Raw genomic sequence first — 21362 nt, 5'->3', positions numbered from 1 at the left:
TGTGCAATATCATCGCTCTTGATGATGTCAGTACCGACGTCGTCCTGCTCAAGGACTCCGAATCTTGTACTTGATGTTAAGTGGAGTAGCGCAATCCCCCCTGCGAAAGGAGGAACTGGACAGTAGGATAGCTCCGCAACCGGGGACTTCCTAATAATCCATTCAGCTGGCAAGCCGGAAATTGAATATACTCTCACAGAATCTTCAACCTGACCTCTTCTTCGCGGACTCCATCTGAGCGATGCTCGTGTTTGTAGCCAATCCGCACCTCAGTCACACGATGCCGAATGCGATTAGCGCACCAAAGATAAGCAACAGAGCGACGAGGACGCTCCCTCCCATTAGCGGTTTGTTTTCCATCGCTTTCTCGTGGAACGCCATTTGCTCGTATTCCTCCCGGAAGGATTCGAGGTTGCCTTCGTCGTAGAAGTACTTCGTCTTGAGCGCGAACCGTTCGGTGACCGCACAGCCGGTACAGACGGGCGTCCCTTCGAGGCGCTCGGTTTTGATGTGACTGCTGCAGTTGATGCTGCCACAGTTCTCGCAGTACGTGTATTCATGACCAGTGCCTGAGGTCTCACAGTGTACACACCGATGGATGTCGTCCTCTAGGGTAACTCGGGAGGGGCCGGCAGCGTAGTACTCGTACGGGTAGGTGTAGTCCTGCAGCTGAGTCGTCTGGCGAATGTCGGGGAGATACACTGGCTCAATCGACTGAACCGAAATGTCTGAGAGATTCGGTTCACACGTCTTGGTGTACGTGACGTTGTTATCGCCGGTGTATCGAACCGTCGTCGTGTGGTACTCCTGGAGTCGATCCACAGCCCACTCCTTGTACTCGGTTTCGGTCTGACCGAAGCGCTTGACGGAGATCTCATCGACATCGTCCGCGAAGCGGTCCTCGTCGAATTCGATGGTACTGTGAAGATTGTCTGCGACGAGCGACGCGACCCGATCGTCGAGGACGTCAGGCTGCCCGTGTTCGGCGTGCGCGACGAACTGGTTCAATTCGTTGATGCGGTGGACGACACCAACGGAGGTCTCGAAGACTGCGTTCGTCCGCGCGGTGATCAAGACGACCGGTTCGAAGTCAGCCTGCGAGAACGGCTCCGGGAGGTCACGCTCATCGAAGTTGTCGATATCGCGGAACGCCTCCCGAACCTGAGCGTCGACGCTGCCGGCGGGATCGAACGGCCGGAGCGTCTCCTCACACAGAATTTCGATCCGACCATTATACAGATCAAGACCGATTTCGTCAGCGATCTCACGGAGATCCGTACCGTCAAGAAGTTCGATCGGGAACGGATCATCGTTCTGCTGGAGTCGCTGGGCATACTCGATCGCCGGGTTGGTGAACCGCCCAGTCGTCACGACCATCCCGCGTTTCGGTCCATCGAACTCGAACGTCGCAATCGCCGAGTGGAGTTTCTGCACAACCGGCCGCCCCACCGTCCCTGTGTGCTTACACTCGACGACGATCCCTCGACGGGTCCCATCGACGACTTCCTCCATAAGGATGTCGCGCCCTTCGTCAGCGGTCCGTTCGGCTTGCCGGACATTCTCGTACCCAAGTTTCCGGAAGACGTCCTCCATAACGTCCTCAAACTCGAACCCGGAGAGCTCATCCAAGACTGGCATCGAATATACCCGACGTGTCTCTTCCCCGTCGTATATACGTTCCCTCAACGCTGGCGAGTCCCTCCTTTCGGGACGGTGTGAGGAGATCATCTATCTCTGCAAGACTCCAAAGCGACCAGTGTTCGTCGAGTTGGTCTTCGAGTCCGTCGACTAACCCGATTTTTGGGAACAGCGCGAAGAGTTTTTTACGGTCACTGGGTCCCTATCTGACGTTCACTGCTTTTTCCCGCAGGGTCTCGACGAGTGCTGTTCCGACTGGCTTCAACGTCCACTTGTACTCGACGAACCATCACCGCAATCGGACTACTTTCACTCCGGTAGGCCGGGCTTTATTTAGCGGGACGTGATCCGTCTTTGATAGAACATTAATGCGCAATTACCTGCCAACTATACCCAAGATACTTGCCGGCAAACGGTCCTCGATGGTGGGTGAATAGTGCTATGCGCTTGGCACATGCGGCCGATATCCACCTTGGTCACCGGCAGTACGGACTCTCACAGCGAGAGGTCGATGCGCGACTTTCTTTCCAAAAGTTCCTCTCGCAGGCACGCAAACACGACGCCGACGCGATACTGATCCCCGGCGATTTATTCGACTCACGAGACATTCGGCCTGAGACCCTTCAGCAAACGGAGAATATCCTCGAAGACGTGCAGATGTCCGTCATCGTTTCGCCGGGAAATCACGATGAGAATATGAGTCGGAGGCGCTCACTCACCTGGCTCCAGTACCTGAATAACCGCGGGCTCGTCACCCTCCTCTCTGGTGATCTTACCACCGACCGAGCTTCATTTGCTCCGACCGATACGGACGATCCTCGTAAGGGAGGCGGGGGATACGTTGATCTCAAACGCGATGGAGAGTTAGTCAGGTGTTTCGGTCTTCAGTACCGTGGGGCGTATATTGAACGCGACCTTCCCGCCGTCACAGACGGTATTCAAGCCGTGAACGATACCGAGGTTGAACCTGACGTGACGATTCTCCTCGCACACTTCGGTGTCGATGACGCTGTCCCAGATCTAGGCGCAAACATCTCACGTTCTGCACTCACCGATCTCGAAGATCTCGTTGACTACATCGCGCTCGGACACATTCATAAGCAGTACGAGAGTGGGACTGTAGCTCACAACCCTGGGAGCCTCGAAGCGTTCAACATCAAGGAAGGTCGGTGGAGCGACGAGCACGGGTATTATATATACGATACGCAGACCGAGACTGCTGACCACCACTTGTCGAAGCGTCGCCCGTACGTCACGCTTAATTTCGATGTCTCCGGGTTCCGCACGTTCGAAGACCTCCGCGCTGAGTTTGAAGATGAGGTGGCTAATGCACGCACTGATGTCGAAGACACCTGCCGGCGTAGTATCTACCGCGACGGTACCGGTGGGCGACGCCGTCCTCTCATCAACCTCCGTTTGGAAGGGACACTCTTGCTCGATCACGCGACGTTCGACGTTGAGACACTGACTGACATCATCGAGGAGGAACTCGACGCCCTGTACACGCAACCGACGAACCACACCGAACGGAAAGCCGTGCAGGAACTCCTCGGGGATCTTGAGCGGAACGAGGCATTCAATCCCGACGGTACGGTCAACACGGACGCGCTACAGGACCGCGTGTTCACGACTCTCGCCGGGGAATCCCGGTATAGTGGCGAAACGGACGCCGTCGCGGATACGCTGGATCGGACGGAAAAGCTCGTCAATAAAAATAACCAGTCCACTGTGGAGGTCGCGGAATTTCTTCGAGAACGGCGTCGTGAGCTCTTCCCGGATGGCCAAGGTGCCGAAGACGACGAGGAGGTGGCGGAATGAGTATTCGAATCGATCAGGTTACGCTGGAGAACATCAAGAGTTACGCGGACGAGACGACGATCACTATCGGTCCCGGTGTCACCGCGATTCTCGGTGACAACGGTTCCGGGAAGAGCACGATTCAGGAGGCCGTCGGGTACGCTCTCTTCGATACGCATCCCTTCCAGAACCAAGACCGGTTGGTTCGGGATGGCGAATCCTCAGGTCACGTCGAAGTCACGTTCACAGTCCGAGAGACCGAGCAGACGTATACTGTTCGACGCTGGGCGGGGCGATCCAAGTACGATGTCCTCGATGAGAACGGCGACCTCCTGGGCCTCGACACCGGCGGCGAAGTTAAAGATTGGCTGTGTAACCGACTCAACGTCGATACCGCCGACGATCTCTCGAACGTCTGGGAACGCAGTGTCGGCGTTCCTCAAACCGATTTCATTTCTGATTTCACTCAGTCCGAGGCTGATCGGATCGATACGTTCGATCCGCTATTCGATATCGAAAGATACCGTGAGGCGTACTCGTCTCTTAGTGGACTGAAAGACGAATTCGAGGGCGAGATAGGAGAATTAGAAGACGAGATTACACGTCTGGAAGAACGACTCGAAGACCTTCCAGAGGCCAAACGCGACGTAGCCAATTACGAAGACCGCGTTGATGAACTGCAAGAAAAAGTCGAATCACTGACCGGCGAAATCGACGGTCTGGAAAACGAGAAGGATGATCTCGAATCGCTGCAGACTGATCTCGAAGACGCTCGACAGAAACGGACTCGGCTCAAAGAAGACAAAATCCCCGCACAGAAGACGACCCTTTCGAACGCCAAGGATCGACGTGAGAAAGCGCGGAAAGCGAAGGAACGCCTCGAAGAGGTCAAGGACGACCACGAACAGCATCTGGAGGCTCAAGAGCGACTCGGCGAACTGGAGGAGAAACGTGAGAAGCGCGACGAACTCGATTCTCGTCTCACGAAACTTAACGGAGATATCGACCGGGTACGCGACAAGATCTCGCGGCTGAAGGAGGACAAACGCGAGGCAGTAGCAGCACACGACCGCGTAGAAGAGCTGGAACCGAAGAAGGAACGGTACGAGGCGCTGAAAGCAGAAATCGAAGATTTGCATAAAAAAGAAGGACGTGTTGAGGAGATCGGAGAGCGACTCAACGCCATCACTGAGGAAACCGGGCGATTAGAGAACGACGTGGAGGAACTCCGTGGGGAAATCGAGGACGCGAAGAGCTGCCGCGAAGAGGCCAACCGTCTCACAAAACTACGGGAGCAACGGCAGGATCTCGTCGCTAAGAAGCAATCATTGGAAAACGAACGTCAAAAGTGCCGTGAGCAAAACGAGGAACTCCGAGAGATCGAGTTGGGCGAGGCATCGGAAGTTGCGTGTCCAACCTGCGATCAGCCGGTTACCGCCGAGCACCGCGAGAGCGTGATCGAAGAAAACGAGGGTCGCATCGGAGCAATCACGGACACAGAAATTCCGGCAGTCGAGTCGGAGATCGCAGCTCTCGATGAGGACATCGAGTCCGCAAGGGAGTCCAAGGAGGCGGTCGACCAGATCCCGCAACTGGAGGAGCAACTCGACAGTATCACTACGGAAATCAGTGATCTCCGCACAGAGCGAGAGGAACTCGAAGCTGAGCGTGAGAGTCTCACCGATACTCTCGACGCTCTTCCGGAGAAGAAAGCAGAACGCGACGAACTGGAAGGCGTCGTCGATGATTACCACACCGCGAAGGCGAAAGCCACGGATGTCGATGAAACGAAAGCTACTCTTCAGGATGCGCGTCGCACCTTAGGAGAGCATCTCCTCGCACACCAACGCGTTCAGAACGACCTCGCCGAGTTCGATGGGCTCGACACTGAAATTAGCGATGTAGAGGCGATTATCGAAGATACTGCAGATGCCCACGAGACGTATATCCGGAAAGAAGACGACGCGGCCGAACTCCCTGAATGCGAGGAAGAAGTCGAAGCAGAGCGCAAGAAATTGGAGTCCCTTCGAGGGAAACGCGACGGTATCGAAGAGACAGTCGAAGACCTCCAGTCAGAGTTCGATCCCGATCGTCTCACCATGGTCAAGAGTAACCTTCGAGAGTTGCGTGACGATCGTTCGAAGGCTGAAGGTAAACTGGAAGACCGAGAGTCCGACTTGCAGGACGCCCGCGATGGACTCAACGACCTCAAAGAAAAACGGGAGCGAAAACAGTCGCTAGAAGCCGAAATCGAGGAAGTACGGCGCGACCAAGAGTTCGCGCGGTGGGTTCGCAACAGTCTCCAGCAAGGGGCGGAGGATCTCCGTGACCTCGTCACGAGCGAGATCGGTGATCGCGCGAACACGATCTACCAGCAGCTCCGCGGGAATCCGACCGAGACGCTCGTCTGGGACAAGACGTACAACCTTCGCGTTCGCGTTCGCGGGCAGAACAAACCCTTCGACACGCTCTCGGGCGGCGAGAAGATGGCCGCAGCGCTGTCCGTACGCCTCGCTGTCCTCGAACAGCTTGCGTCCGTCGGCGTTGCGTTCCTTGACGAGCCGACTGCGAACCTTGACCAACAGAAGAAACAGAACCTCGTCGCGCAACTCGAAGACCTTGACGAGTTGAACCAGCTCTTTGTCGTGAGCCACGACCGAACGTTCGAATCGATGACCGAGCGGACAGTCGAACTGACCAAAGACGAGGACCGGGAGATGACCAAGGTGGTGTCCGAGTAATGCCGTTCTATCCGGACCGTGCGCTCAATGGGCTCCGTGAGCACACCGGTGAGATTCGAGAGTTCGCACGGGACGAGTCCGAAACCGTGGTGAAGTATCAAGACGCATTGCGGGACGCGCTCGAAGACTACGAGGCAGATCCGCTCCGCTCAAAACTCGGTCCCGACCGCTATCCTGGTGCGCTCCCGAGCCGAGAGTGGGACGACTACGATACCCCAGTGGTTCCGTTCGAGCAATCGGCGTCGTGGGACAATCACGAGGAGGTCAACGAGTACGCGAAAGACGTCTTAAAAGGAGTGACGACGGTTGCGGCCGACGGGTCGGAACTCGGTCCGACGAATGAGTTCACCGTTCCGCTCGGTCTCGTGCAAGTCGCGTGGATGGCGAACCACCACCACGAGAACGGCGACTACGATGAAGGTGTTAACACGCGGATCCTCGGGCCGATCGCAGTCACGACATCCTCAGACAGCGAAGACGGGCTCCGGTACCCGGACGGGCAAGCACCCGGGCACGAACGTTACCGCGACGAAGGAGAGACAGTGATCGAGTGCATCGAGCGCTTTGCGGAACTCGATCCGCCGCCGGTCGTTCTATACGATGGGCCGCTCGTTCCCACGTTCGCCAACACGTACGCGCCCGACGTGCGCGACGAGCAGTACCGCCGTACAATGGCCCGCGTACTCGCAGCGAGCGACCATTACGGTATCCCAGTCGTCGGGTACTCCGCCGGAAGCACGCGAACCAACATCGCTAAACTCCTTCGTCGAACGTACCGGGACCGCCTAAGCGATGAACCGTTCGTTGCGGATTCCCGCATCCTCGACGCGTTCACGACCAACTGGGGCGACCGGTCTCAGCTCTTTATTCACCGGCAAGATGGCACCATCGACGCGATGGAAGCCAGCTACCAAGGCGCAACTCACGAGTTCACCACTGATGTCCTGTTCACATACCTCGACATCCCGGACGGGAATGCGATGGATTATCTAGAATTCCCCGGCTGGATCCTCCGCGAAGGACTCGTCGACTACGTCGTTGACGTCGTGCGGGCCGAAGCCGGTGTCGGTCGCGGCTATCCGGAAATCATCCAGCAGGCGGACGCAAACGCCGTCTTGGATTCCAACGCGGAGCGCCGGTTTCTCGCCCTCGTCCAGAACTTCGCCGAGGAAGAAGGGCTCCCCATCGAGTGGGACGCGAAGACCCTGAGCAAACAGCGGCGACGCCGCTGACCGAAGCCGCATCCACCACCATCAACACATCACCATGACACACTCAGATTCCACCGACGACACGCCAGCCATTTCCGGGAACGATCTCACGCTCGGCACGGTTGCCGAGTCGCACTCACAAATGGACTACGTTATCGAAGTGTACCGCGACCGCGAGCGCGAACGACCGCCCGAAAAGCAGGATTATGAGTTCGGGCAGCCGGTGTACTCGACCACGACGATTCGCGGGGACGAGTATGCCCTCATTGGCGTTGTCTACGATTCACGGCTTGTTGACCCGGATCAAGGACGTGCTGGCCCGCGCCTCTCGAACCCGGATCAGGAGCTGTTCGTCCCGGGATACGTCGATGAAAAACGCACGCTCCTCGGCGTTGCATTCCTCGGATACGCCAACCTTGAACCCACCTCAGATGGGTCGAACTTTACGGATGTCACCCAGGAAATGCCGCCGTGGACGCTCGAAATAGACGACTCGATCCTCAAGCTCCCGCGAGCAGGCTTTGAACAGTTCCACTTCCCCGAGGGTGCTCTTCGAGTACAGTACTACGACCGGCTAATCTCCACGGCCGACCGGTTCGGAGCCGAGGTGACGCTCGCGCTCCTCGACCGGCTCCGCGACGGTAGCTCCGCTGACGAGGAACTTCTGAACGTCATCGAGCAGAAAGTCCGCTGGGAGACGAGCAGCGACCGCGGGGTGGTTCGATGAGCAATGACCTCCCCGTTCCGCCGAAGAATCGGGACGCCCCTGCTGCATCGGACACGGTTGTTGGGACTGTTGAACAACCCGGTGATTCCGCAGACGAATTCCAGTTCATCGCTCCGAACGACATCGATGTCCGCACGGGCGAGTTCATCGTATACGATACCACCGTCGAAGGCGAACACCAAGACGTTCTCGCCCGCGTCACGAACACCGAACAGGAACGCGGTCTCCCTGGTGACTTTCTGGCCAACCCGGGCGTTGATTCCGACGCAGTCGCCGACGCCCTCGGCGTCCCTACCGGTGATGTCGAAATCAACCGCGTGACTGCACGCATCATCGGGTACTTCGACGACGATATGGGGACATTCACGAACCCGCGGTCACTCCCCGATGCCGGGTCACGTGTTCACCTCGCCAACAACGCTTTCCTCGAAGGCGTCCTCCCGAACGCGGACTGGAAAAGCGATGCCGGCGTCGCCCACGTCGGCTGGCTGCTCAACCGGCCGGCACGCGATACGAACGTTTTCCTCCCCATCGACGAGTTCGCCTCGACCCACCTCGCTATCCTCGCGTCGACAGGTAGCGGGAAATCCTACACGGCTAGCGTCATTATGGAAGAAATGATGCGGCCGTCCTCCCGCGCCGCGATGCTCGTCTTCGATCCGCACGGCGAATATGACACGCTCGCCGATATGCGGAAACCCAAGAACTCCAACGTGTTCAGCGAGGGCGACTACACCCCGGAGGTCAATATTGTTCAACCGGACGAGATCTCCATCGCCATTCCTGACCTCAACTACGGCGACCTCCTCGCACTTCTGGACGGCCCGAGTGACAAAATGAAGTACGTCCTGCAAAAGGCCTGGCGCAAACTCCAGCAAGAAACAAACGACATCAGCGCTCACGACCTCGTCCAGAGATGCTACGAGGAGGATGGCGAGAAGAGTGATACCGCGGAAGCACTGGAGTGGCGGATTCAGCGCGCACTCGATCGAGACCTGTTCGTTCGCGCCGCCCGCGAGGATCTAACCGATCTCGTCGCGCCGGGACAGGTGACCGTACTCAAACTCAATCAGTTGTCAAAAGACGATCAGCAGATGCTCGCCGCCGCGCTTCTCAGGAAACTGTACGAGGCACGCGAGAAAGCGATGCGAGGGGACGACGATCGGCTTGACTTCCCGCTGTTTACGCTACTCGAAGAAGGTCACCGCTTCGCTCCAGACGGAAGCGCACGGTCACTCGGCATACTCCGAACGATCCTCTCCGAAGGCCGGAAGTTCGGATTCGGCGTCGGTATCATCTCCCAACGCCCATCGAAACTCGACGCCGACGTCCTCTCCCAGTGCGGCACTCAAATCATTATGCAGATCCAGAACCCGAACGACCAGCAAGCCATCCAACAGTCCGTCGAAAGCGCTGGCCAAGACGTTCTCGACGAACTTCCCGGACTAACCCCTGGTCAAGCAGTCATTTCCGGCGACGCAATGAACACCCCGGTATTGACACGTATCCGGTATCGCCACACCAAACACGGCGCAGAAAGTCCCGATGTAACGTCTGAGTGGCGCACAAGCTGGGATACACACAACGAAGAACAGAATCGGAGCGTCGTCAACGCCTACGACGACGAGGAGGAAGACGTGGACGAAACGGCCCTATAAGTAGGGCTCCGAATTGATAGAGACGTATGCGCAGGCGTACGAGGCATCTGGATCAGTTTTGTGCAACGCAAGTTTGACGTGGTAGTTGCGTGAGGATAACAGCATAACGATGCGCCGGATGTTTTCTATGTCGACACCCTCTCGTGGTCGATCCGCCGCTCTTCAGTGGGCTAGTGATCGATCCTCGGAGTCGCCGCAGTCAGTCCTGTATATCCAACCACCGACCGTGGATGATGAGGTCGTTGCTGACCAGTGGGGTCTGTACGGTTCTCCTATCGAACTTCGGTGTGAACGATTTCGGACGCTTGTCGATGACTTGTACGAGGGCGACACATACGAGGGGCCGACGACGCACGTCTCCGTCGCGGAACGGCAATGGATTGTCGAAGAGGCACTCGATCGCATCGACAACTCGGACCATCCGTTGTACAGTGAAGATGCCCCGTCGGTAGGGCTTATCGAACAGACCGAGGAGCTGCTGACACTACTGGAATTCGCTGGCGCAATCACGAGTACTGAAGTAGAACAGCGGCTAATCCGCGAAGGAATCCCCGAGCACGGACAGTCACTGTCACGGTTCGTTGAATTGATTCAAGAGGTGCGAGCAGACGGATTCGAGGACACGAAGACGTTCCGGAGCGAGCGGTTCCGTCACGTCCTTGAGGCCGGGAAACCGCTCCTCGAATCCGAACTCCCGACGACTGACGTAGTGGTCGTCGGATCGTTCCAGACGCTGTCTCCACAGGAACGAGATGTCGTAGGGCTACTCGCTGACACTTTCGACACCAGTGTCGTGCTGACGCGCGTGACTGATCGTGACGAAGTCGCTGGGGCGGATGACGCTATTCGTCGACTCGCTCGGTGGTACGAAGATCTCGGATTCACGAGGGGTGAATCGATTACTGCGGAGTCGTCGTCGAGAGAGATCGCAGCCGCGTCCCTATACCAGCACGATGACGGGGCCAGTCACCCCGTTAGTATTGGATCTAGTGTCTCACTGGAGACGTACGCGACGGTGCAGAACGAAATCCGCGGGATCGCTCGATCGGTGCGGTCGCTGATCGGGTCCGGTGTCGATCCGAGCACGATTGCTGTCGCCCCGTTCGATGACGGGACGTACAACGACCGTCTCGGAGACGCGCTCCGTGACGCGGACGTTCCAGTATCGATCCGTTCGTCACGATCATTTTTCGCCACGGCGACTGGAAAACTGTTCGAGGCGGCGATCGACCTCGGTAGCGAACCAAATCGACAGGCACCACTCGTCCGCCTCTTGTCGAACCCGCTCGTCGCTCCCGAGCGTTGTGAAACGATCCGTGCTGTGCTCCGGAACGCTGACTTGCTTGAATCCACACGGGTAGCAACTCTCACGACTCACGTGGATGCAGACGCCGAGGCCCTGATTAGAGATGTTGTCACGGCGTGTGAGCGTTTTGTAAACGCCCTTGATGTCGATGCCGAACGGCAAGCGTTGTTCGACGTGCTCGATGTACCGACTACGGACGATGGGATACGTCTCACCGAGGCTGTCTCGCTCTCACGACACGTCCGGGAACGGGAACAGCAGGCGATCGAAAACGCGATCGAGGTTTGTGCGTCGCTGACCGCGCGTCGGGAGGCGACCGAGCAAGGTAGCGGTGAGGAGCCAGACATCGAAGCGGTGCGACGTGCGCTCGAACAAGTATCAGTGGAAACGTCGATCGGTCGACGGACAGACAGCGTGCGTGTGTGCTCGCCAGTGGAGGCGGTGGCGAACCCCATCGAGTACGTGTTCGTTCCCGGATTGACAACCGAACACACGCCATCACCGCCGCGCCGCTTAGCGTTCGCGCGACCGATTAACGACGCACACCCTGAGTTCGAGGCTGCGGATCCGATCGCTGGAACACGGTACGCGTTCGCACAGTTCGTTGCTTCTGACGCGAACGTGACGTTCTCAGCTCCCGAGCGTAATCCGAACGGAGATCCGTACGTCCTCGCTGACCCGGTTTTGGAGCTCGAACGCGTCACCGGGCTGGAGGCAGACAGGGTTGACGGGAGAGCGGAACCGGCGACACACGCGGATGTCCACCGCTCGCTTGCGACGGCCATCGATACGGGAGCACTTGCGCCCCCCGAGATCGCGTCGAACGCCGACACGTACGACGTCGCTGTCGAGGGAACGAATGCACCCGATCGACTCGCCGCCGGAGTCACTGTCGCCTCTGCGCGGGCGAAAGACGAAGTCGGCGACTACGACGGACACGTCGATCCGGAGGTCGTCGACGCGCTTCAAGGTGCAGAGAGTTCGTACAGTCCCAGTCGTTTGGAGACGTACGCCGACTGCGGGTTCAAATACTATCTCAAGTACGGCCTCGGTATTGAGCCGGACGAAGAAATTACGCTGGAGTTGAACGCGATGAACGCCGGTACCTACGTTCACGACGTTTTCGAACAATTTTACCGCGAATGGTGTTCGCACGGGCACGAAGGTGTCACGGAGGACACGCTCGAAGACGCGGAAGCGGTACTGTACGAGGTCGCTGCGGACCGACTTGCGGAACTCGACGCGCGCGAGACCGTGTTCCACGATACGTGGGTCGCCGCGCTGTTCAACGGGCTCGATGTCCCTGAGAATCGGTACGGTGACGCAGACGCCGCGCCCGGGTTGTTCAAACGGTTCCTCGACACTGAAGTCGAACTCGCACCGCGTGACGCGACACCGACGTACTTCGAGGCGCACGTTGGCCTCACTCCCGAGGAGAACGGCCCTGAAGTGATCTCGGACGACCCGGTACCAGTTCCCGGAACTGACGTTACGATTCGCGGGAAGATCGACCGGCTCGATATCACCTCGGACGGCGGGCTCGTTGGAATGGACTACAAAACCGGTAGTACACCGAGTGAACGCGACACGATCGACGGGCACGCGTTCCAACTCTCCGCGTACCTGTTGATGGCCGAGAACGCGCTCGACGGTGACCCGATCGGTGCCTCCTACTACCAAGTAAGTCCGACCAGTTCCATTTCCCCGCACGACGGGACGATTGGCGGAGAGGAAGACGCTGCACACGCCTACTGGGGGAAGGATGATCCAGAACCGTTGCGACGCTACCGATCACTAACGTTCGATACGCGCGGGGAATTCTCCGAGTTCCTCCACGAAACCGTTCCGGACCGTATCGACCGTATTTCGACCGCCGTTGAGAACGGGTCATTCCACCCGACGGTTCTCGATCCCGACACCGCCGGGTGCGAGTACTGTTCGTACCGCGACGCGTGCGACGTTAGACACCACCGGCGACACGCCATCCACGACAACCTCACCGACGCGAACACGCCACAATACGCACCCGGACTCGACGCGGAGGGCACACAATGACTGACGACGCGCGCGGAGATACCGACGAGGAACTCCCGCTCACCCGCCCACAGCAACGCGCCGCGCGAACGATCGATCGGAACGTCATCGTGGAGGCTGGAGCCGGCACCGGAAAGACGACGACGCTCACCGACCGGTACCTAACGATTCTCCGCGCTCACCTCGATGGACCGGACAGCCTCACCGCTCGTGGCGACGAACCGGAGTACCGAATTCCGGACGACATCGACCGGATTACCGATCCCGAAACTGCCCGGCGACTCCCCGAACGAATCGTCGTCACGACGTTCACCGAGAGGGCCGCCAGAGATCTGAAACGATCAATCCGCGAGAAGATCCGCGACCGGCTCGACGAGATCGATGACCCTGACCGAGGGGCCCTCTGGCGTGCTGCCGCTGACGGCGTCGAATCCGGATATATCGATACCACCCACGGGTTCTGTAGCCGCATCCTCGAAGAATACGCCGTTACCCACCCCGCCGTGGATCCGGATTTCGAGGTACTAGAGAACAACGACGCCGCCCGACTCCGAACGACTGTCGCCACCGAACTCGTCGAAACGGAACCTTCGGAAACGCGCGTTCTCGCCCCAATGTTCGACCGAACGAAGCTCGTAGATGTGTTGACCGGACTCATCGCCGAACACGATATGACTGGGGAATGGATCGGCGAGATCCGCGCACTGGAAGACCCGGAGGCGTACGAGGAACACCTCGTCGAACTCCACCCGCTGGATGCTGATCCCAAACGGTTACTCGAAACCGTCTGGGACGATCTTGACACGTTGTGTACGCTGTACAGCGACGACGAAGTCACCGATCGACTCGGTGTCAACCCGATGAAACGCGTCGGGTACGATGTCCTCGACATCTACGACGAACTCACGAGCGTGGATATTGAGAACGCGACGCCGATCCAGCAACTCTCGCTGTGTCTGCAACTCTGTGACGCGCTCACCAAAGACGACGGTAGTCAGTACGGAGATGGTACTTACTACGGGAACAAGTCGTTCCGTGAGAGTGACGGTCCGATAGCCACGCGATTCCACGAGGCTATTGACGGCGTCCTCGGCGCACTAGAACCCGAATCGAGACCGACGGACGCATCACTGGACCCCGACCGCGGGGCGCACGAACTCCTGACCGCGCTGGCCGATCTCGCTGAAGCCGCACTTGACGCGTACGATGACCGTAAGCGACAGCGAGGTGTGCTCGATTATAACGATTTGATCGGGCACGCACTCACGTTCCTCGCCGACACCGATCAGGACGCGGTCACCGGGCTCCGCGAAGACCTGTGGTATGTCATGGTCGACGAGTTCCAAGACACGAACACGCGGCAGTGGCAGCTCGTCCGGGCGCTCACGAGCGGTCGAGACCCGTTCGACGCCGATAACGTGTGCGTCGTCGGCGACGTCAAACAGAGTATCTACCGCTTCCGCGATGCCGACGTCACGGTGTTCGGCACTGCCGCCGCCGCGATGCAAGACGCGAACACCGCGAACGGATCGACCGAGTGTGATCCGGGACTCACAACGAACTTTCGCACCCTCCCCGAAACGCTACGCGCGATAAACGGTTTGTTCGACCGCGTGTTCTCGTACGGCGACAACGAACCGTACGAAGCCGTTAGCGGCCCGCTCACCGCCGGGCGCGACACCCCTGCGGCACTCGACCCGATTATTGAGTACGTTCCAATTCCCGTCGAGACCGAGTTACGTGAACGATATCTCGGCGATGCCCACGACCTCACGAGCCTCCCCGAATCCGAACCGGCCGACATTGAAGCGACAGCGATCGCTAACCGTATCGCCGCCCTTCTGAACGAGGGCATCAACGTCACCGATGACGATGCAGCGTCCGAAACAGAAACGCGTCCCCTCAAACCTGAGGACATCGCTGTCCTCATTCGCTCTCGAAGCGACCTGAAAGACTACGAACGCGGACTCCGCGCCGCGAGTATCCCGTACACAGTTATCAAAGGCGAAGGGTTCTTTGAGACACCCGAAATCCGTTCGTTCACCGCGCTGTTAAACGCCCTCGCCGATCCCACTGACGACACCGCACTGTACGCCGCCGCGCGCTCACCGCTTTGCGGACTCACCGACACGCAACTCGCCGCCGCTCACACCCCCGACGACTCTCTCTGGGACTCTCTGAAAACAAGCGACGATTCCGACGTTGAATCCGTCGTCGAAGATATCGAACGTTGGCGCGCGTACGCCGGTACCAAAGACACACCTGGGGCGACTGTTGACAGTTGGGTCAGCCTCACTGATCGAATCCTCGAAGAAACTGGATACCTCGCTGCGATCGCCGCCGACGAGCGCGGTACCACCGCGCTCGCCAACATCGACAAGCTCCGCGACAAACTCCGCGAATTCGACGCGAGTGGCGTCCCCAGTCTCGAACGCATCACGGCGCGTCTCACAAATCAAGCCCACCAGGGTCAGAAAGAACCCGAAGCCAACGACGCGAGCGACTCGACAGGCGTTCGCATTCTGACCGTACACGAGGCGAAAGGCCAGGAATACCCTGTCGTTATCGCACCTGGCCTCGGGAAAGAATTCAACGACAAAGCCCGCATTAGTAACGGTAGCATCGAGTACGAGCGCGTTCCCATCACCGGCGCGCGACGCCCGATACTCGGTCTGAACATCCCTACCGACGACCGTACCGACTCCAACGCCACGCTTATGCGGCACGTCGCCCGGGACCGCCGCCGCGCCGAAGAACGCGCCGAAGAAAAACGCATCCTCTACGTCGCCGCCACCCGCGCCGAAGACCACCTCATCCTTACCGGCCGCCACACCGCGGACGACGACCACGACACCGGTATCAAACAGCCCGACCCCGACGACCCGTCCTCCTACCGTGATTGGATCCAACCCGCACTCTTCGGCACCGACGACGCCGTCGCAGCGTGGGAGGCCCTCGAAACGAATGGCGTGTTCTCCGCGACACTCCCCTACGATATCGACGGCAACGCCGAACACGGCACGATCACCATTCGCCTCCCACCGGACTCCGAACAGTACGACCACGAGCCCGACCCCGTCCCGGCGTCAACCCAGCGCTCCACGTACGCGTACGAGCAACCCTGGGAGTTCAGCCTGTCCGCGTCCGACCTGAGCCGCATTCCCGCCGGTACTGTCGAACTTCAGCGACACGATGAGACCCACCAAGTCACTGCCACCGCCGTGGCGTACGACTCTGATGACACCAGTGAACACGAGTATCCCGAGACGGACGACCGAGCCATCCCAGCCGCTATCTACGGGCACGCCGTCCATCGCCTCTGCGAAACCCGACCGCCGCGCGGCGACCGTCGTCTCGTCATTGAGCAAGCGATCCAGGAACAACACGACCGTACGCCCGGACTCACCGATACCACGTATCCTGACCCAGCGTACGACGCTATCGAGACCGCCGCCGACTCAGCGATCCAATACCTCAACGACCTTCACACCGACCCCACCGTCCAGCACACGCACGACGAGTACTACATCGAATTCTCTCTCGACACTGGAACCGTCAGTGGATTCATCGACCACCTCGTCGTCACCGATGACGCATTCCACGTCATCGATTACAAAACCGACCACAAACCCTTGACCCAGCCGCTTGACGAGTTCTTACAGGCACAAGCCGAACATCACCGCCCGCAGCTTTTCGCCTACGCGGCCGCACTTACACGACAAGACCCGACACGAGACGTTACTGCGACGCTCTACTTCACCGACGTCGACGAGCCGTATACGTGGCGCTCACCCGAACTCACAAGCGCAGTAACCGACACCATCCATTGCCTCCAAACGCTCCTTGACGAAACTCCAGTCACCATCGAGTAACCAGCCGAGTGAGAATCAGCGATTTGCAACCGTCTTCTCAAACTAGAGATACGCGGGACCTTTGATTACGGTTCCCGGTGAGACGAACTCTTTCCGAACGTACTCCGCAGCCATATCAGCGTACTTAATCGGAACCGGGAGTCTTGGACTGCGTACCGGGCTCCCGTAATGAATCTCTGATAACCAGTACGCCTGTCGAGTCAGCGTCACGATGTCCGTCGGGCCAGAGTCCTTGGTCAACCGGAACGTTCGAGGCGTTCCTACCGGGTTGTCATCCCGGATTTCTGGTTTTCCGAACGCATGCACAATCGCTTGGGATCGCGCATCGTCCACGAATCCAACGCCCTTCTCGGCGATACGGAACCGAGTCCCATCGAAATATGCGATTCGCGGCTGTCCTGTTTTCCGAACACCAACGATATCGACTTCTGCATCCACTTCGGTTAATCCGTCCCGTACTGCGTCGATATCTTCCGAGATCTTCCCGTCTCGCATAATACAGAGACGGTCAATCTCGTATCCTTGTTCGGCCGCAAAGTCGAAGACTAAATCGCGGACGAACTGCTCAACGTGCCGTGGAGCGAATTTCTCACCTCCCTGTTGCGTCGTCGATTCTGCCGCGAACGTTGTCCCATCGGAAAACACGACACTGGCGCTCGCACCTGAGTGCTGTCCTGACGACGAATCGTACGTTACGTCGAGCCCCATAAACGCATCCGTCTCACCTGGCAGCGAATCAATTTGCCACGGGGTCCCACCCGCCTTCGCAACGACAGCACTTAAAACATTCAACATTTTGTCATTCCCGATGCTTGCCCGCTGGCCTACCAGTTCATCAACAGTAGACCTCTGCATCATCTGCGTCGGCACCCCTTTCCGTAATAACGTCCGCTTCAATTCCTTGTGCGGATCATCTATTCCGAACTCTTCTGAGGCACCCTTATCCGGAACAATCGCAATCACCGCATCAGTTTCATCGTGGACATCGTGCACGACCGGCGTATAGTTCGACACGTCACCTAACACGTAATTATACCCGGTCACACCAGCGGGCGCACCGATCTCTTTGAGACCTCTTGCAACAAGCCCGGTTAATTCTCCAAACGATTCTTCCCACTGTTCTGGAATGAGTACACCGACCCGGTAGCGAGATGGACTCCCATACACGCCGTGGTTTCGAAGCCCCTTCCCGGGAGAACGCGCCGGTCGCTCACTTCCGAAAACCAACCGATCCACGTCCCGCATCTGTAGAAACTGATAGGGAGCATTACGCGGCCCGGGTTCAAAATCCATCTCCAAAACTGGCAAACGACTCAACTCACCCAAAAACTCTGTTGAGAGCTCATACCGCTCTCCAGGCATCATCGCACTCCTCCGATCAAACCGCTTATAAAAACCAATTTCTAGATCCTTGACCTGCTCAGTCCGCGGAGAAAGACGAAGGAAATGCGGTGCTTGCCGACGAACATTGTCACCATATTTCACATCTAACAGCTTCGGATCTTCCTCTATCAATCGCTGTCGCCATTCTTCGTCTACACTTCCTTCGTGCATTTCTGCGATCGAGGACCCCGCACCAGAGATGTGGTCTGTGTAGTGATACTCACTCCACCCGCGAAGGTACCCCTGTCCCTGATTATAATACCGCTCCGGATCATGGGCCACACGCTTTCCGTACGGATTATCGCCACTCGAATACAATTCATCCAGAGTCGATGTACTGCGAATCGAGAACCCCGACTCAACGTGAACGAGAACTCTCCCCCCAGCCGTAACCTGAATCTTGATGTCGTGCTTCGGGTGAGCAGCAAACTCATCACCCGCAAACGCCGGCTCATCACGAACAATTTCATTCAAAAACTGAAACGTGTACCGCTCATTCGGAATCGCTCGCTTGAAACAGGATTGTACGAATCCTTTGAGCTTCTCCCGATCCTCCGGATCCTCCGCGTTAAGAGTCACTTTCGTCGGGTTCACCGGCTTTACTTTCCGACCCCAAACATAGACTGGTCTCGACAGTTCAGTCTTCGAAATAACGCTCAGCTCCCCTGAACTCGCAACCGGAGACCCATGTTGACGATCAAAATAATACGCAGCAGAGGATGTGAACGAATCCCTGTCCCAATGATTCTCCACACCACCAGCAACCCTCAAATCATACTGCGTCACTTGGATCTCTTCTAGCCGATTAGTACCATACCCGTGCAGAAGATAAGTACCAGATTCAATATCGGCTTGCCGGTCAACCCCCACCGAAGCAGACCCAGGAGACATAGTTGGGGTCACTCTCGGCTCACAAAAAGCGTTTTGCTGTCAAACCACCCCATAACAAACACAGATCCAAGGCGCGAATCAACTCAGAGTAACCACGATATTCAGCCACTCATCAAGCATCAAGAGTTCACCTCACTCTACAATGCGACCAGTGCGAAGCCGGTGACACCAAGAAAAATTAGTTATTACTCACGATCGCGTTGATCTGATTCAACGCACCTTCAATATCCAACCGATTGGATGCATAATTCAAATTTAGAAGTTCTTCTGGCAAGTACCGGTCGTGCTTATCGACGATCTTATTCTCGACGCTCTCCGCTAACGCGGCTGGTTCAGCAGGCTGTAATGATGCTATTTCACAAAGCTCCTCTAACACCTCCGCAGGCTGGCAGTTTTGAACCTGTAACGTCATTCCCGCCTTTGAGGCTTTATAACCTCTTTCTGCGAGAAGCAGATGTATCGTATTCATGACGCGATCACCAGCCCAAACGAACAAAATCGTGTGCGCCCCCTGCCGAATTAGATTTTGATTCTCTAAATCAAGCCGTTCAAAGTGTACCCGACCTTCTTCAAGCAAATCCACTGCCTCCGTATCCAAATACCTCGGCACCACTGTACTAGTGTATGTACTGAACATCTCTTCACGAACGCGAGTATGAACGAGAGCTCCTTCACCGCCAAATTTCGGGACTTTTCCACCAGGAGCTGATTTCAAGAATGCAATTTGCTTCTCTTGATCCACCGACTCGACTTCCCAACGCTGCCCCCCAAATATCAGCAACTTACCATCCACCAACGGACTCGTAACAGGGAGAGTCCCGATCGTTTTCTCATTAGCGACGAGACGGTACTCATCCGGACTCCAGAACGCGGCATAGAAATCATAGTGCCGAGTAACCTTCTCACCAGTCAGCCCCATTATAAGATCTCCATCCCCCGCTTGACTGAGTAACTCCTCGTCTGCGAGCCCCCGTAGCAACAATTTGAATTGCGGGATCGTAATCGTATCAAACGGCCCCGTTTGACACAAAATACGGTAGGCAGCCTCCGTTTTGATTCCACCATGCTCAGCGACGAGCGAGAGAAGCTGTTGAATAAACGTCGAGAGTTCCAGCGCATCAAGATTCGGCGGTTCGTACCACTTCTCAAGTAACAAGTCAACCATCGCAATCGTCTGAACAAGTTCAGGGCGTAATGTGTCCTCAAGTGGCGTCGAATCAGTAATCTCTGGCTCTTGGATATAAACTCGCAACACTGCAGGGTCATCTTCCCGTCCAGATCGACCTAATCGTTGCCGCATACTGGAAACTGACGGCGGCGACCCGATTTGGCCGATACTGTCCATCCATCCAATATCGATCCCTAATTCGAGCGTACTGGTACAGATAACCGTTGCAGGAGTCCCCGATTTTTTCAGCAGTCGTTCACTTTCTTCCCGAATTTCTTTTGACAGACTCCCGTGGTGTGCGTAGAACTCGTTCGGAACTCCCCTGTCCTCTGAGACTCGCTTTAGCAGATCAGTGTAGAGTTCGACATCCATTCGGCGATTTGCGAAGACAAGATTGTCCTGCCCACGAAGGGTTGTGAATATCTGCTCAGCGATATCAACAACTGTCCCTGAGGGCTCCTCCTCGTCTTCTTCGTTACTTCCGGTGTTCTTGTTCTCATACCCTTTTACCAGAAGCCGGATCTCCTGTCGATCACCATCTGGGTCGATAATCTCAACCTCAGCTCCTGCGTTCGGACGCAGGAACTCTGCAGTGATCTTATGATCTCCAATCGTAGCAGACAGCGCAACGCGCGGGATCCACTCCCCTTTGGCTCTCTCAACACGGTGGAGAAGCGACTGTACCTGTTTCCCTCTAGGTGTTCCGATGAACGCGTGTACTTCATCAACTACGACGTAAGAGACGTTCTGTAACGCTTGACGGAACACCGATGGTCGACGAAGAAACAGCGCTTCCACCGACTCCGGTGTGATTAGAAGAACCCCACCTGGCTCGTCGAGAGCTTTGCTCTTTTTATTCGAAGAGACATCACCATGCCACCGGTGAACAGGTAGATCACAGGCATCACAAAGCTCTTCGAGACGCTCATACTGATC

The 21362-nt window shown here is 57.2% G+C and carries 10 protein-coding genes; 7 read left to right on the top strand and 3 right to left on the bottom strand.

Features of this window, described 5'->3' with window-relative positions; all coding sequences use genetic code 11:
* Nucleotides 1-273: 273 nt before the first annotated feature.
* On the bottom strand, nt 274-1638 hold the full coding sequence (locus tag ACERIT_RS13005) for a restriction endonuclease (RefSeq protein ID WP_373675295.1): 1365 nt from the start codon (nt 1636-1638) through the stop codon (nt 274-276).
* Nucleotides 1639-2079: 441 nt separating this feature from the next.
* On the opposite strand from ACERIT_RS13005, the gene ACERIT_RS13000 reads away from it, so the two are divergent.
* The 7 genes from ACERIT_RS13000 to ACERIT_RS12970 all read left to right on the top strand — a co-directional run bounded on the left by ACERIT_RS13000 (nt 2080) and on the right by ACERIT_RS12970 (nt 16984).
* Complete coding sequence (locus ACERIT_RS13000; protein ID WP_373675294.1) at nt 2080-3456, top strand: exonuclease SbcCD subunit D; 1377 nt, start codon at nt 2080-2082, stop codon at nt 3454-3456.
* On the top strand, nt 3453-6176 hold the full coding sequence (locus tag ACERIT_RS12995) for an AAA family ATPase (RefSeq protein ID WP_373675293.1): 2724 nt from the start codon (nt 3453-3455) through the stop codon (nt 6174-6176). Before ACERIT_RS13000 ends, ACERIT_RS12995 begins: the two co-directional genes overlap by 4 nt.
* The gene (locus ACERIT_RS12990) at nt 6176-7408 is read left to right on the top strand and encodes a DNA double-strand break repair nuclease NurA (protein ID WP_373675292.1); all 1233 of its coding nucleotides are present in this window, start codon (nt 6176-6178) and stop codon (nt 7406-7408) included. Before ACERIT_RS12995 ends, ACERIT_RS12990 begins: the two co-directional genes overlap by 1 nt.
* Before the next feature lie 34 nt (nt 7409-7442).
* A complete protein-coding gene (locus ACERIT_RS12985) occupies nt 7443-8114 on the top strand; it encodes a hypothetical protein (protein ID WP_373675291.1) in 672 nt (223 codons plus the stop codon).
* Complete coding sequence (locus ACERIT_RS12980; RefSeq protein ID WP_373675290.1) at nt 8111-9772, top strand: helicase HerA domain-containing protein; 1662 nt, start codon at nt 8111-8113, stop codon at nt 9770-9772. Before ACERIT_RS12985 ends, ACERIT_RS12980 begins: the two co-directional genes overlap by 4 nt.
* 127 nt (nt 9773-9899) lie before the next feature.
* Nucleotides 9900-13133: a PD-(D/E)XK nuclease family protein gene (locus ACERIT_RS12975; RefSeq protein WP_373675289.1), complete on the top strand. Its 3234-nt coding sequence runs from the start codon at nt 9900-9902 to the stop codon at nt 13131-13133.
* Complete coding sequence (locus tag ACERIT_RS12970) at nt 13130-16984, top strand: UvrD-helicase domain-containing protein (RefSeq protein WP_373675288.1); 3855 nt, start codon at nt 13130-13132, stop codon at nt 16982-16984. The genes ACERIT_RS12975 and ACERIT_RS12970 overlap by 4 nt, the downstream gene beginning before the upstream one ends.
* A 42-nt stretch (nt 16985-17026) precedes the next feature.
* Here ACERIT_RS12970 and ACERIT_RS12965 read toward each other — a convergent pair whose 3' ends face one another.
* Together ACERIT_RS12965 and ACERIT_RS12960 are read right to left on the bottom strand one after the other, a co-directional pair.
* Nucleotides 17027-19258 (bottom strand): Piwi domain-containing protein, encoded by a 2232-nt coding sequence (locus ACERIT_RS12965; RefSeq protein ID WP_373675287.1) that lies wholly within the window; start codon nt 19256-19258, stop codon nt 17027-17029.
* A gap of 178 nt (nt 19259-19436) precedes the next feature.
* Nucleotides 19437-21362 (bottom strand): helicase-related protein (locus tag ACERIT_RS12960; protein WP_373675286.1); only part of this gene is annotated, 1926 nt, incomplete at its 5' end.

Source organism: Halopenitus sp. H-Gu1, assembly GCF_041821145.1.
Lineage (GTDB): Archaea > Halobacteriota > Halobacteria > Halobacteriales > Haloferacaceae > Halopenitus.
The sequence above is the reverse complement of the archived record's forward strand: the minus strand, read 5'-3'. Positions and strand labels throughout refer to the sequence as shown.